We start from the raw sequence: 14,607 nt of genomic DNA, 5'->3' as shown, positions 1-14,607 counted from the left end.
CGTGACCGAGATTCGTCTCACCGGCCGTGCCGCCGCGCCGGGCCTCGCCATCGGACCGGTCACCGTGCTGACCGCCGCTGTTGCTGAACGGGCGGCGAGCGGCGATCCCGCTCAGGAGGCGGCCGCATTGAAGGCAGCAATCGAAGGTGCGACGGCGGAGATAGTCAAACTGATCGGCACCCTTGAAGGCGAGGTGGCGGACATCCTGGAATTCCAGGTCGCAATGCTGGAAGACGATGCGCTGGCGGAGGGAGCCTATGACGCCATCTCGGCTGGCATTTCCGCTGACCATGCCTGGCGTTCGGCACTCGACGCGGAGATCATGGGCTATCGTTCCGCGAACAATGAATATTTCCGTGCTCGCGCCGCGGATCTGGTCGATATCCGCGACCGCGTGCTCGCGCGTCTGAACGGCGCTGATGCGACCGCGAAGATTGCGGTCGGGGCGATCATCGCGGGTGACGACATCTCGCCTTCCACCTTTCTCGCTGCCGACTGGTCACGTGGTGGCGCCATCGCACTGGCCGCCGGCTCACCTTCCTCGCATGTCGCCATGCTGGCACGGGCGCGCGGCGCCCCCATGGTGGTCGGGCTCGGCCCATTGTCGTGGATCGGACCGCCACCTTCATTGGCGCTCGTCGACGGCGATGCCGGCATCGTGGTCTTCGACCCCGAGCCGGAAACGCGGCGGCTGTTCGAGCGCCGCTTGGCGGCGGCGAATGCCGCGCAAGCCGCCGCCGATGCCGGTCGCCTTGAGCCTGCTTGTACGGCCGACGGCCGGCGGATCGCGGTTCTTCTCAATGTCGCCGCACCTGAAGACCTCGCAGACCTGGATCCCAAAATCTGCGATGGCATCGGCTTGGTGCGCACGGAATTTCTGTTCGAGGCGTCCCACGGGCTGCCGGACGAGGACACCCAATATACGGTCTATCGGCGCATTCTCGACTGGGCCAAGGGAAGGCCGGTGACGATCCGCACGCTCGATGCCGGCGGCGACAAGCCGATCGCCGGTTTGACCGTCGACGGCGAGCGCAATCCGTTTCTCGGCCTTCGCGGCATCCGTCTTTCGCTGGCGCGGCCGGAGGTGTTTCGCGTGCAATTGCGGGCACTCTCCCGTGCTGCCGCGCATGGGACGCTGAAGGTGATGCTGCCGATGATCGCGGTCCCTTCGGAGCTCGATCGCGCGAGTGCCATGCTTGATGCGGAGTTCGCGGCCCTCAAGGCGAACGGAATTGCCTGCGCTCTCCCGCCGCTCGGCATTATGGTCGAGGTTCCAGCGGCGGCACTCCGTGCAGCGGATTTCGGCGCTGCATTCTATTCCATCGGTTCGAACGATCTGACCCAGTACACGATGGCGGCGGCGCGCGATATTGGCGCAGTCGCTGACCTCAATGATGCCGGCAATCCAGCTGTGCTGGCACTGATAGCCGCAACCGTCGAGGCCGGACAAAAGCGCGGTGTCGAAGTCTCCCTCTGCGGCGACGCCGCGGCCGACACTCACCTGACGACGATGCTGCTCGCGACCGGATTGACAAGCCTCTCGGTGTCGCCGATTGCCGTCGCACGGCTCAAGGCCGCAATCGCAAGGGTGGGTTCATGAAGGACGATGTCGGCAAGGACACGCCTGGTGACAAGAACGTCGCGGAATACAAAATAATCCTGCGAAAGGTGCTCGACAATCGGCCTTCGGGGACGCGGCTGAAGCTTGCGGCAGCGTTGGGCAAGAATCGCTCTTTCGTGAGCCAAATCACGAATCCGGCTTATCTGGTGCCGATCCCGGCGAAGCATGTCGCTGTTATCTTCGACGTCTGCCATTTGTCCAGCGCCGAGCGTTCGGCATTTCTCGATGCGTATGGCCGTGCGCATCCCGGAAGACTGCGCGCACCCCATCGCGAAGCACACACGCGTATCATTTCGGTGACCGTACCTGAGCTTGGTGACGACAAGAAGAATCGTGCGCTCGAACAGCTGATCGTGGATTTCGCCGCGCAGCTCGCACGCTTTGCAGAAAGCGTCGGTTAAGCCATTGATCTAGACTTTAGACCAGACGGGGAGGACATTCATGAAAAAGCTGATCAACAGCGTAGACACAGTGCTCGAAGAAAGTCTTGACGGTCTGGCCGCAGCTCACGCGGATCTCCTTGTGCTCGGCCCGGAGCGCAAATTTGTGCGTCGTCGGACCCTCAAGCCGGGCAAGGTCGCGCTGATTTCGGGAGGCGGCTCGGGACATGAGCCACTGCATGCGGGCTATGTCGGCCTCGGCATGCTTGACGCAGCCTGCCCCGGCCAGGTCTTCACTTCGCCGACACCGGACCAGATGATCGAGGCCGCGGAGGCCGTCGATACCGGCGCAGGCGTGCTGTTCATCGTCAAGAACTACGAGGGCGATGTGATGAATTTCACCATGGCAGCCGAGATGGCCGGTCGAGAGGTTGCAACCGTGGTGACCAACGACGACGTGGCGGTCGAGAAGTCGACCTACACGACCGGTCGTCGTGGCGTCGCGGGAACGTTGATCGTGGAAAAAATGGTCGGCGCCGCAGCCGAGACTGGTATGCCCCTTGCTGCGCTCAAGGAACTCGGCGACGAGGTCAATCGGCGTACGCGCTCGATGGGCGTAGCGCTGTTGCCGTGTACCGTGCCCGCGGCTGGACGGCCAAACTTCACATTGGCCGACAATGAGATGGAGATGGGCGTCGGCATTCATGGTGAACCTGGCCGTCGCAGGGTGCCGTTGGCTTCCGCCGATACGATTGCCGCCGAGTTGGTCGGTGCAATTCTGAAGGATCTTGTGCCCAGCAAGGGTAGTGAAGTGTTGCTCCTTGTTAATGGGTTTGGCGCCACGCCTTTGATCGAACTCTATCTGATGGTCAATGCCGCCAAGCGAATCCTGGACCGCGCGGGAATCACGGCGACGCGTTTCCTGACTGGTTCCTATGTCACGTCTTTAGACATGACCGGCGTCTCGATTACCGTATCGGTGCTCGATAGCTACGCGACGAAATTGTGGGATGCTCCGGTGCAGACCGCAGCTCTACGTTGGGGAGTCTGATATCGGCTCGTGACTACGAGTTTTGTTGAGATCGAATGCCGATCAATTCCCTACTGCCTTGATGCACGGCAGCGGAATAGGTGACCTTCCGGTGCATATGGTCGCGCCGAAAGACCAGCCGCTCCCAAAGCCGGATGGGTGCGAGCTGGACTAAGGCAAGGTGATCTTCTCCCTTCCTGGCGAGCTCAATTGGAACCACACGGCGGCGCAAAGCATTACAGAGAGTTAGAAACCAGTTGAAGAAGCTTCGCCATGTCAGTCGCCCACAAGCCGCCGCGGGTCGCTAAAGCTAATGGCATTGACATTTGCTACGAAATTTTCGGTGAAGCCGGAGCCGAGCCGTTGGTGCTGATCATGGGGCTTGGCGGCCAGATGGTGCAGTGGGACGACGCCTTCTGCGAGCAGATTGCCGCACGCGGATTTCGCGTCATCCGTTTCGACAACCGCGACACCGGCCAATCGTCAAAGCTCAGCGGCGGTAAGAGCCTGACGCTGTGGGAAATGCTGAAAGTACGTTTTTTGAACATCCCGCCCGCAGCGCCGTACACGCTACGCGATATGGCCCGGGACACGATCGCGCTCATGGACGTGCTCGGCATTCGCTCGGCGCATATGGTCGGCGCTTCCATGGGCGGCATGATTGCCCAAGAGATCGCAATTACTTTTCCCGAACGCGTGCGGTCATTGATTTCGATCATGTCGACCACGGGCGATCCCGACTTGCCGCAGCCAAGCAACGAAGCGGTCTCCTTGCTGACGGAGCCGCAACCCAAGAGCCGCGAAAAATTCATCGCGCGCTTCAAGCGAAACTGGAAGGTTCTCCGGGCAGGCCGCTTTCCCGAGGATGAAGCCCTCGACCGCTCGCGCGCCGAACGTGTCTTCGATCGCGGGATCAATCCGGCTGGCGTCGAAAGGCAGATCCGGGCCGTCCTTGCATCGGGAAGCCGCAGGGAACGGCTGGCCAAGGTCAAGGCGCCGACACTGGTCATCCACGGTACTGCCGATCCGCTGGTTGATCCGGAGGCCGGTCAGGATACCGCGGCCTCCATTCCAGGCGCCAAGCTGATGATCGTTCCGGGCATGGGCCACGCGCTTCCCATGGCGATCTGGCCAGAGATCATCGACGCCATCGACAAGCACGCACATGGCGCAAGCGCGAAGGCGGCGTGAGTTATCCGGGCGACAGGTTTTTCAAGACATGCGGTTATGCACATGGCTGGCGGTCAAGCTCAGCGATGGGTCCAGGTTAGGTAAAAGCGGTGTCAAAGGGGACCGCGTTCTATGGACTCGTGTTCTGCGCGATGCTCACGGCGAAGATCACCCTGCACCGCGATCACTCGCTTCCTGGTCGATGCCGGCTTGGATGCCACCTCGGCCCTATGGATTCAGCTGGGCATGCTTGTCCTGGTCTGCTGGTTCATTGCCGCGCAGGTCGAGCCGGCCGTCAGATCCGCGATGACGCAAACTCTTTCGTATGTCGGAAAGCTTCCGAAAAGACAGCCAGCATCGCGGCATCCGGCATTGTCTCGAGGACTACGCCTTCCACGGCGTGTCCCGGCAAGGTGATGAACGTCACAACCCGGTAGCCGATGCTCGGCCAAGCCTCGCTGTTGATGAGATTGTGAGCAGGTTGCTGGCATCGGCTCGTCTGTAAGTTCCATCGCGGAGCGTGATAGCCATCACAGTCGTCCCAACATTTTCTCAACCGAACGGTTGAAACGCGAGCACTTCATCTCGACGTGACGTGGGGAGTGTTGCTTGGCAGAAACACAACCTTACAAAAGAAGTCTTCGAGAGCTGGCGTGCGCTCTCCTTCATACCAGTTCGTGCGGTTCAGGCTTAACATCGACTCGGCATTTCGATGATCCGACCGTTGGGGCGACATCATGAAGAAGCGATTTCTTTCGGGACTCATTTTTGTATTCGCGATTGGGGCGGTGGAACCGGCCTTTGCTGCTGACATGCAGATAGCCCCGAAGCGAAGGGCGGAGCCGCAACAAACGCAGCAAACTGCGAGCAACAATTGGTCCGGCGGCCAGGTCGGCGGATCCAATGGCGTCAGCTCGGTCAACAATAACTTCGTTGAGCCGGGTGCCTATGTTTGTCCTGCTGCCTTTCCGTACAACGTGAGCTGCTTCGAATCGCAGTTCGCGTTTGGCGGTCATCCGGTGAGCTACACGATCGGGCCATTTCTTGGATACCGCTGGCAGTTCGGGAATAGCGTGGTCGGTGTTGAAGGCGATTGGTCGTGGAAAAAGGCCGAGAACACGGCTCTGGTGTCGCTGCCCTTCGTCTGTTTCGACGCTGGCTGCGCCAACTATCGGTCTGACACCAAGTACGGCGCGATCAAGCAGACCTGGGACAGCTCGCTTCGGCTTCGTTACGGATGGCTCGTGACTCCTTCGACGCTCGTCTATGGCACCGCCGGCGTGGCGATCGGGCAAATCAGCGGCTCGTTTTCGTACCAAGGCGTACTTTTCGTCACGACGCCTGTGCTTACTGCCGGAAGCACGGCGACGTCCAGAGCAGACTGGTCGGACACCAGAGTCGGTGGAACGGTCGGTGCTGGCATCGAGACCGCTATTTGGGGAGGATGGAAGGCGAGGGTGGAATATCGCTACACGGACTATGGTAGCTATACCAAGACCGTCGGGGTGAACACCGTTTGCGCCGCTCCAACAGGTTGTAGCGCGCCGTCCAGCAGTGCGACGATTGACGTGCGCGAGGCCTTCCACACGGTTCGCGTGGGGCTAGGTTTCGACTTCTGAACGCGGCCCAAGCGAATTGGGTTCCGCCGTTGGCCGCCTGAGTTCCAAGCGCCTTTGGTCTACTGCTTGGCGCCTTCTCCGACCAGTGAGAACGGCCCCCAGATCGCAGGGTGAGCATTGGTCGCCGACGACCTATCACCGAGGTAGGCAAGCATGGCGTGCCGCAAGGCTTCGGCGCGGCCCAGCGTCGGGTCCGCTTTGAGCGTATCAAACGTCGACGTGCTCAACCGCGTTGCCGCCTCGGAGGCAACAGGCCAGTGCGACACCAGAAGAGCGCGCGCTCCCGCATAGAAGAAGGCTCGGGCGAGACCGGAAAGAGCCTGGGCGCCCGGCTTTTCACCCGCCGCCGTGTTGCATGCCGATAGTACCACCCAGTCCGCATTGAGCTTGAGTTGCGCGGCCTCGCTTGCCGTCAACAATCCATTATCGTCCGGGCTCGGTTGGGCGGGCAGAGAGAGAAGCAGCGCCGGCTCGGCAAGGCCCTTGATATCGCCAGCGACGAGACCATGCGTCGCGAAATAGACGATGCGATAATTCTCGAGCGGCGTGTGTTTCACGGTCGTCACACTCGCGTCTCGACCGAGATGGATATCAGAGGCAGCCGCGCCAAGGTCCGACGCGACCGCCCTGAGTTCATCTGCGCTGTCGGGAAGACTTGGCGCGGAAGCTAGCGCCGAACGATCGAGACCGGCGCCCCGCCAATAATCGGTGTAGGACCTGGCGATGCCCCTCGCGTGAACGGCGCCCCTGGCGTCTCCCGGCGCACGGTCGGGGCTGAAAACCGGGTCGCCAAATCCGACCATCGGCTTCAAGTCCAGGTCTCTGCGCGCAAACGAGCGCAGCGTCCGCAAGCTCGCGACCGAAGGTAGGACGGTGACCGCCTGGCGCTTGATCAGCCACGCAGCGTCGCGATAGGCGGGAGCATCCTGCTCGGGTGTTTTGCCATTGAGCTGTACCGACAATTGCGTCGGCTTTTCCGTCACTAGCAGGTGAAACGGCAGGGCCGTCAACGGCCCCGATGATGTGACAAGTAACTGGCGCTTGTTCTTGATAAGCCCGTCGACCGGACCAAGCAGTTGCCCAAACAATTGGTGTGCGAGGTTGAGGTCGAATGTTTGAAGTTTATCGACGTCCAGTCCTTTGCGGAACTTCTCGACCTCATCGGCGAGGCCGGCTCCCCCGATGGGGATCGTATGCCAGTCGAAGTCATTGGCCGTCAGGGCAAAAACGTAGCTCTCCTTCTCACCGGTCACAACAAAAACGAGGGCCTCGTCGGACCCCAACAATTTCTGCGCATCCTCGACCTGCAAGGGCTTCGGCATGGCGAGCTTGGCGAATTCAGGAAATTGCTGTTGCAGCTGTGCTGAGTTGGCCGCCAGCTTATTCTCGGCATCGGCGATAGTCTTGCGGATTTCGTCGGCCTGCGCAGTGGTCGACTGCCCATCCGGGTTCGACAGCACGCCGATCAGCGTCTTGTTGCGATCATGCAAATAGTTGGACAGGTCCTGGTTCGTGCGCACCAGCGCGGCAAGTGCATCGTTGCCCGCAGCAAATCTCGGCCCAAGTTGCTGGAGGGCACCGCCGGCCGATGATTGAATGGCCCACTGAGCCACTTCGAACGCCTCTTGGCCGAGTGCCCCGGCGGAACCGGTTCCGGCGCGCACGGCGGCCGCGAGGCCGGCGACATGCGTTACAAAAATGTCGCCGCGCTGCTCGATCAAGCCGTCCGAGCCGTTGCCCGACAATTTCCCCGCCGATACATCTTCGTCAGCGTGCGCGAGGATGGCCGCGGTTGCCCTGCGAGAATAGGCGATCGCATCAGTTGGATTGCCGCGCGAAATGCACAACAAGGCGAGATCGTTGAGCCCTCTCGCAACCTCCGGATGGTTCACGCCGCGCGCCTTCTCGTTGATCGTGAGTGCGCGCTTGTAGACCTGTTCGGCCTCCGGATAGCGGCCCTGATGCTCGAACAAATGGCCTTGGCTGATCAGAACCGTGGCGACGAAGCGGTGGCTCGGTCCGAATGCCTTCGTGAAGATGGCAAGTGCCCGATTGAACTGCGCTTCCGCGTCGGCGTAGCGCCCCTCTCCGTCGTAGGCGACGCCGAGCTTGCGGAGCACTTTTGCAGTGTCGGGATTTTCCCCGCCGATCGATTTTTCGACAACAGCGAGCGCTCGCTTGGCGTATGTTTCGACGTGGTTGTAGCGCTCCTCGGATTCATAAATCGCAGCGAGATTGTTGAGGATTGTGGCCACGCTGAGACTGTCTGGGCCGAACACCGCCTCCCGTATGCCGAGAGCGCGTTGGTAAAGCGCTTCGGCCTCGTCGAGCCGGCCTTCGTCCGCGTATACGCTCGCCAGGTTGAGGAGCGACGTGGCGAGGCGGGGATGATTTGGGCCTAGGGCCTTCTCCCAGATCTCGATGGCGCGCAGAAATAGGCTGTCGGCCTCGGCATAGCGGCCTACTCGCTCATAGACGTGCGCCAAGTTGTTGAGACTTGCGGCCACATCGGGATGGTCTAGACCAAGTTGCTGCTCGCGAATTGCAAGCGCCCGCTTGGTCGCTGTCTCGACCTCACCGAAACGGCTTTGGTCCTCGTAGACCTTGGTGAGATTGTTGAGGACCAGCGCGACCTGCAGGCTGTTGGGCCCGTTAATCTTCTCCGCCAAATCGAGCGCCCGCTGATACTGCGCTTCCGCCGCCGCGTAACGCGCCTGGCTCGTGTAGACATCCCCGAGATTGCCGATCAATCTGACCACAGCGGGGTCGGCCGGTCCGAGCGACTTTGTCGCGATATCGAGAGCCCGCTTGTACAGCCCTTCGGCCTCAACGCCGTTGCCTTGCAGCAGATATACTGTGGCAAGGTTGGCGAGAGCTTGCCCGGTTCGCGGATCGGACGGCGGAAGATTCTTTTGCAAGGCATCGACCACCTGCTTGAACATAGCGACAGCTTCGGTGTAGTGCCCCAACTCCTGATGAGCGCGCGCGAGGTCGTTGAGTGCCAGGATGTAAGTGATGTTGCTGGTGCCGGCGCGCTTGGCTGCGGCCTCGGTCGACTGGGCCTGCGCCAGAGCTTCGGAATATTTGCCGGCTGCATAAAGCGCCGCGAAACGTTTCTGCGCAGCTTCGATATCGATCTTCTGCGCCGCGGCCGGCGCCAGAGCAACGCCGACGGCAATCAGAAAGGCAGCCAGTCCGCGCCACCAACTTGATCTGAACAGCCCTGGTAAGTCGGCGAAGAACAAATGTGCACACGTCACTCTTTTGCTCCTTGCCCGCTCTCGCCGTAGCAAACCAGCCACGGCTGGAGGGCCACATTCGCTACGGCGAATAGACTTCCCGGGTTGAAATCCCGGTCAAATCTCCGGATAAATCACGCCGATCGATGCTCTTGATCTGTGAAAACCCCAGACTGTTGCAAACGAAGCCCGCATCCGATTTCCGAAGCGTGTCGCTGGAAATGGACGCTTCGGTGGCTCCAAGTTCTGCAATGAAGCGTCTGCGGGCCAATCCGGGCAATATTCCGTCGACTTTCGGCGGTGTTACCCAAGCGCCTTCGATCCTGAAGAATACGTTGCCGACAGTTGCACACGCCACATGCCCTTGCGTATTGAGCATGATGGCGTCATCAGCGCCGCGATCGATTGCCTCCCTTCGGGCCAAAATATTGTCTCCGTAACCCAATGACTTGATCCTTGAGAGAGGAGAGTGCTCGTTTCGGCGCGTGGATCGACAGACGACAAAATCTTGCGGATGCGTGGCGGGGCTGGGTGCTACGGTCAAAACGCAAGTCGATTGTGAAGCAGCTTCCTTCGGCCAGAGCCCTCTTGCCGCTGATCCTCTCGTGACTGTCAGTCGGATTGCACCCGGAGTATCCACGGTTGCGCCCGCAAGCAGTCGATCGATCGCATCGGAGATGCGAGTTTCGCTAAAGGGAATCGACAGACCAATCTCGCCTGCTCCGGCTTTTAGCCTCGCGAAATGTTCAGACAGCCAAAATGGAGTAGAGCCTACGGCTTTGATCGTTTCGAAAATGCCGTCAGCCAGAGTGAAGCCTCGATCTGTGACAAGCACACGAGCGTCACTCTGATCAACAAAATCTCCGTTAAGCCAGACGGCGCTCATATGAGGATCTCACAATGGTCAATTTGGATTCGTCGGCGAGCCGCCAGCTTCGTCCGCACCTACAAGCTCGTATCGATCCGGACTAAACCCACCAGTGAGTGCCACGACGACGGATTTGATCGAGGCCGCGGCCTTCAGAAGCATCTCGTCGAATTCGCCCTCCGCGGTTGAAGCAGCTACGACGCCGCCTCCGACGCCCATTGATAGACGTCCTCCGCTCGCAACGATGGTTCTTATCACGATGCTCAGGTCGACCGCCCCATCGGTACCTAGCCAGCCCAACGAACCTGAGTATACGCCTCTGGCTCGCCCCTCCAGTTCGTCGATAAATCGCAGGGTGCGGGTCTTGGGCGCGCCGGTCATTGAGCCGCCGGGGAATGCATTCCGGATCAATTGGACTGGACTGGCAGAAAGCTCCAACGTGCCGGTCACGGTGCTGACCAATTGATGAACCGTGCGATATGATTCCACATCGAACAGCTTCGGCACGCGAACGCTGCCGGGAGTACAGCTTCGCGAGAGATCGTTTCGCAACAGATCCACGATCATGACGTTTTCTGCGCGGTCTTTCTCACTCGTTCTCAATTGCTCCGCGAGTTGATCATCCTTGAGAGGATCCTGATCGCGTTTGATTGTGCCCTTAATCGGCTTGGTCTCGACTCTCCCGTTTGTGTCGATTGCGAGGAAGCGCTCGGGCGAGGCGCTAAGGACGGCGCCTTCGGGCCACCTGATAAATGCAGCATGAGGGGCAGGATTGACCTTCCTCATGGTTCGATAGAGCGTCAACGGGTCCACATCGGAGTTGCAATGCAACTCGTTCGTCAAGCAGACCTGATAAGTTTCGCCTTGCCCTATCAGATCCAGGCATCGACGGATGTCGGAAAGATAGGTCTCCCTGTCGCGGTCCAGGTAAAACTTGATGGGCTCATTTGGTATGTTCCGAACCTCAGGCATTGCCGGGGGGGCTGCCCTTTCGATCGTAGCGATGGTGTGATCGATCCACTTTTTCGCCCGATCTGCGTTAGACGGTTCATCGATAGCCAAAACATAAGTTTTCTTCTCGACATGATCGACCGCGATGAAACGGTCCGAGTAGATGAACATCGCGTCCGGCGTCGCTGCGCTTCGATCCGTCGGTGAGCCGGAATCGTTCCGAAGTTCATAGCCGAACCATCCGACGTATCCACCTACGAACGGGCAGGGAGGAGCCGGTTCCGGGCGACTGGGTTCTATCCGTTCCAAATATTCGAAAATTCCAGTGTGCTTAATGTGGTTCCCGGTGCGGTCGGATATTTCGATACGCTTATCCGAGCATCGATATTGAATGCAGGCCGCGTTTGGACCTGATGCATCGCCTGCATAGGACCAGCGAGCCCGACCTTGTTCCACGAGACTGCTATCAAGCCAATAGGCATGGGGGGATTCGGAAAAGAGCGACGTGAATACGTCCTCCATGTCAATCTCGCGCGGAATCTCCTTCCAGAACGTTCGCTTGCGAGCTGCTGCCAGCTCCTTCCTGTGTGCGGAGCCATTCAATGATTTGCCGTTCGGAGACGCGCCATTCAACGACTTGCCATTCAAGGACTTGCCATTCAATGACTGTCCGTTTGAGTGACTTCCTGACGCGTCGATCATCCGACAGAAATTTTCCAATAATTTCCGGCCGTGCTCCGTGATGATGGACTCGGGGTGAAATTGAACACCCCATTGAGGCCGATCGCGATGGGCAAGCCCCATGATCAGGCCATCCTCTGTCCAGGCGGTCACCTCCAAGCACGAAGGGACAGGCTGCTGCGCGACCAGCGAATGGTACCGAGCGCCCCTGAAGGGAGAAGGAATTCCGCTGAAGAGGCCGGTGTCGTTGTGATGAATGAGCGAAGTTCGTCCGTGCATCGGCGCGGGCGCGCGAACTACCCTGCCTCCTGACAGCGCGGCTATGCCTTGATGACCGAGACAGACACCAAGCAGCGGCACTTCGGCTTCTTCAATAACGCTCGTGCAGAGACCGAAATCACCCGGCTGCTCTGGATGACCAGGTCCTGGTGAAATCACAATTCCATCGAATTGCTTCTGCTTGAGCTCATTCCAGGAAATCTCGTCATTCTTCACGACGAGCGGTGGCTCGTGGCAAATTTCAGCGAGGAGATGAACGAGATTATAGGTGAACGAATCGTAGTTATCTATGACCACCAATCGCATTGCTGCACCAGACCATGAAGTGTTTTCATTTGAAAAACGAAGGTCGTGATATCGAGAGCACTCTTCTTGTTTTAATAGAAAATGCTAACCGGCGATGTGACGTACGTCTCATAGTTCTCTGCAAGAATATACTCAGCAGAATAAGCACTGGCTAGTTTTCGATTGTCGACCAAGTCCTGGTCCAATGATGTTCATCAGAAGAGCAATGTCGATCAACAAAGAGGCAATTTCGGCGTCTGTCGCCGACGCTTAAATGAGCATCGCGACATGGAAAGCCGACTTCGCTCGCGTCGGCTCGTTACAATTTGGTCTAATAACTGGCGCCAAGGTTCGGATGGCGCCGCCACCTCAGTTGCAATGAGGCCATGCGCAACTATGAAGCGGCCGCGCAACTCAACAAGCGCTAGACCGGTTTGGGTTCCATCGACGAGCAGCTTCGCAGCGATAGCGGGCAGCGACAGCAGCCGGTCGCACGGGTAAGTCAGAGACCGGTCGGCGCAGCGACCACCGGCTCCGGCGCGAGCTTCTGGCCCTCGAACGTCTGCGCGATCTTTCCGTCCACGATATGCAAGCGGCGGTCGGCGCGGGCGGCGAGCGCGGGATCGTGGGTCACGACCACGACGGTGCGGCCCTGATCGGCGATCTCGCGTAGGATGCTGAATACTTGTTCCGTGGACGACGCATCGAGCGCGCCGGTCGGCTCGTCCGCGACGATGATCTCGGGCCGGTTAGAGAGTGCACGCGCGATCGCGACGCGCTGGCGCTGGCCGCCAGAGAGCTGGTTCGGCCGCTTCTGGGCATGATCCTGCAACCCGAGCGATCCGAGCAGATCGAGCCCGCGCGCCTGCATATCTTTCTCGCTCATCTTGCCCTCGGCGCGCATCGGCAAGAGCACGTTTTCGAGCGAGGTGAATTCCGGCAGCAGAAAGTGAAACTGGAACACGAAGCCGCACTTTGTCAGCCGCACATGGGCGCGGTCATCCTCGGACAGTTTCGAGGTCGGCTGGCCGCAGATGATGACTTCGCCATCGGTTGGCGCGTCCAGAAGGCCGAGCAGATAGAGCAGCGACGATTTGCCCGAGCCGGAGGGACCGGTGATGGCGACGAATTCGCCCTTGTTGACGGCGAGGTCGATGCCGTTGACGAGCGTGTGCGAGACCGCGCCCTCGATGCGCCGCACCAGTCCAACCGCCTGCAATGCAATTTCGTTCATGAGGCGCCTCGGATGATTTCGACGGGATGGACCCGCGTCGCCTTGCGCGCGGGGAAGAACGCCGCGCCCGTGCAGCAGAGCAGCGAGATGCCGCCGGCGATGAGGTAATGCCGTGGCGAATAATAGATCGAGATCGGGACGTTGGTTCCGGTCAGCGTGTTGTAGATCGTGATCTGCGACCAGCCATAGCAAAGCGCATAGCCGATGGCCCAGCCGGCAATCATTCCGACAAGGCCGATGATGGCGGCTTCCATGATGAAGATGCTGCGCACGGCCGTCTCGCGCATGCCGAGCGATTTCATGATGGCGATGTCCTGGCGCTTCTCGTTGGTGATGGTCGAGATGATGTTGTAGGTCGCAAAGGACGACGTCAGCAGCATTGCGCCCATCACCGTCAGCACGATGAAGTCGCGGACCGCGAAGCTTGAGAGCAGGTCGGAATTGGCCTCCTGCCACGACACGGATTTGTAGCCGATCTGCCCCTCGACCCGTTTTGCGATCACATCGGCGATGAGAGGGTTGTTCAGCCGCACGCGCAATTCGTTGACGATGCCGCTTTGGCCCATCATCACCTGGGCCGTGCCGAGCGTCGCGTAGATCTGTCCCTCGTCGACGCGTTTCAGGCCGGAGCGGAACATTCCGACGACCGTCGCGCTCACTTGCGTACCCTGGCCACCGATCAGACTGACGGTGTCGCCGGTCTTGATCGCGAGCTTGTCGGCCAGCGCAACGCCGATGATGACCGCGTTCGGCGCGCGCTGCAGGTCGCTGACCTGGCCTTCCCGCATTTGCGAGGCGAGTTTCGACACCCTGACCTCCAGCCGCGGATCGATGCCGATCAGCGTGATGCCGACGCGACCGCCGTGATCGATGATCGCGGTGGTCCGCACCGAGGGCGCGACGTCGCCGGGAAGCCACGACCGGAGTGAGGCCATCATCGATTCCGGATAGCGGATGCCGGGGCGGTTGTTGACGTTCGCCACGTTCGACATCTGTACCGCGCCGTATTCGCGGTCGGCGGGCTGCACCGGCGCCGCGCGTCGTTCGTCCTGCACGGTCACATGCGGCATGGTGTCGACGAGCTGGCGCAGGAAGTCGATCTGGGAACCTTCCATCAGCCCCGCCATCATGATGGTGAAGCCGACGCCCATCGCCACGCCCGCCATGCCGACGAGCGTTTGCCGGACCCTGGTCGTGACGTGGGTCCAGGCGATGTTGACGAGGAGATTGCCGGCCATTTCCGATTGTGC

10 protein-coding genes are annotated in these 14,607 nt (G+C 60.1%); 5 read left to right on the top strand and 5 right to left on the bottom strand.

Features of this window, described 5'->3' with window-relative positions; all coding sequences use genetic code 11:
• The first annotated feature begins 1 nt into the window (after position 1).
• The 5 genes from ptsP (at position 2) to UP06_RS28060 (ending at position 5,820) form a co-directional block, all read left to right on the top strand.
• Positions 2–1,600: a phosphoenolpyruvate--protein phosphotransferase gene (gene ptsP, locus UP06_RS28080; protein WP_045006931.1), complete on the top strand. Its 1,599-nt coding sequence runs from the start codon at positions 2–4 to the stop codon at positions 1,598–1,600.
• Positions 1,597–2,022: a hypothetical protein gene (locus UP06_RS28075; RefSeq protein WP_045006930.1), complete on the top strand. Its 426-nt coding sequence runs from the start codon at positions 1,597–1,599 to the stop codon at positions 2,020–2,022. Before ptsP ends, UP06_RS28075 begins: the two co-directional genes overlap by 4 nt.
• A gap of 40 nt (positions 2,023–2,062) precedes the next feature.
• Complete coding sequence (gene dhaK, locus UP06_RS28070; RefSeq protein WP_045006929.1) at positions 2,063–3,052, top strand: dihydroxyacetone kinase subunit DhaK; 990 nt, start codon at positions 2,063–2,065, stop codon at positions 3,050–3,052.
• 252 nt (positions 3,053–3,304) lie between these two features.
• Positions 3,305–4,222 carry an alpha/beta fold hydrolase gene (locus tag UP06_RS28065; protein WP_045006928.1) on the top strand — a complete coding sequence of 306 codons (918 nt, stop codon included), beginning with the start codon at positions 3,305–3,307 and terminating at the stop codon, positions 4,220–4,222.
• 716 nt (positions 4,223–4,938) lie between these two features.
• Positions 4,939–5,820: an outer membrane protein gene (locus UP06_RS28060; RefSeq protein WP_045006927.1), complete on the top strand. Its 882-nt coding sequence runs from the start codon at positions 4,939–4,941 to the stop codon at positions 5,818–5,820.
• Between the two features lie 59 nt (positions 5,821–5,879).
• On the opposite strand, the gene UP06_RS28055 is transcribed toward UP06_RS28060, so the two are convergent.
• The 5 genes from UP06_RS28055 to UP06_RS28040 form a co-directional block, all read right to left on the bottom strand.
• Complete coding sequence (locus UP06_RS28055) at positions 5,880–9,065, bottom strand: CHAT domain-containing tetratricopeptide repeat protein (RefSeq protein WP_050032158.1); 3,186 nt, start codon at positions 9,063–9,065, stop codon at positions 5,880–5,882.
• Between the two features lie 76 nt (positions 9,066–9,141).
• Positions 9,142–9,945, bottom strand: coding sequence for an aminotransferase class IV (locus UP06_RS40245; protein ID WP_082081655.1), 804 nt, complete (start codon positions 9,943–9,945; stop codon positions 9,142–9,144).
• Positions 9,946–9,963: 18 nt separating this feature from the next.
• Positions 9,964–12,144: an aminodeoxychorismate synthase component I gene (gene pabB, locus UP06_RS28050; RefSeq protein WP_045006926.1), complete on the bottom strand. Its 2,181-nt coding sequence runs from the start codon at positions 12,142–12,144 to the stop codon at positions 9,964–9,966.
• A gap of 481 nt (positions 12,145–12,625) precedes the next feature.
• Positions 12,626–13,357, bottom strand: a complete 732-nt coding sequence (locus UP06_RS28045) for an ABC transporter ATP-binding protein (protein WP_045006925.1) — start codon at positions 13,355–13,357, stop codon at positions 12,626–12,628.
• Entirely contained in the window at positions 13,354–14,595 is a 1,242-nt protein-coding gene (locus UP06_RS28040; protein WP_045006924.1) for an ABC transporter permease, read from the bottom strand. The genes UP06_RS28045 and UP06_RS28040 overlap by 4 nt, the downstream gene beginning before the upstream one ends.
• Positions 14,596–14,607: the final 12 nt, after the last annotated feature.

The sequence above is a fragment of the Bradyrhizobium sp. LTSP857 genome (assembly GCF_000938285.1).
Classification (GTDB): domain Bacteria; phylum Pseudomonadota; class Alphaproteobacteria; order Rhizobiales; family Xanthobacteraceae; genus Bradyrhizobium.
This window is presented reverse-complemented; position numbering and strand designations above follow the sequence as displayed.

Coding starts and splice junctions, on each gene's coding strand:
- UP06_RS28075 (WP_045006930.1), top strand. CDS start 1,597: ATGAAGGACGATGTCGGCAAGGACACGCCTGGTGACAAGAACGTCGCG.
- dhaK (WP_045006929.1), top strand. CDS start 2,063: ATGAAAAAGCTGATCAACAGCGTAGACACAGTGCTCGAAGAAAGTCTT.
- UP06_RS28065 (WP_045006928.1), top strand. CDS start 3,305: ATGTCAGTCGCCCACAAGCCGCCGCGGGTCGCTAAAGCTAATGGCATT.
- UP06_RS28060 (WP_045006927.1), top strand. CDS start 4,939: ATGAAGAAGCGATTTCTTTCGGGACTCATTTTTGTATTCGCGATTGGG.
- UP06_RS40245 (WP_082081655.1), bottom strand. CDS start 9,945: ATGAGCGCCGTCTGGCTTAACGGAGATTTTGTTGATCAGAGTGACGCT.
- pabB (WP_045006926.1), bottom strand. CDS start 12,144: ATGCGATTGGTGGTCATAGATAACTACGATTCGTTCACCTATAATCTC.
- UP06_RS28045 (WP_045006925.1), bottom strand. CDS start 13,357: ATGAACGAAATTGCATTGCAGGCGGTTGGACTGGTGCGGCGCATCGAG.
- UP06_RS28040 (WP_045006924.1), bottom strand. CDS start 14,595: ATGGCCGGCAATCTCCTCGTCAACATCGCCTGGACCCACGTCACGACC.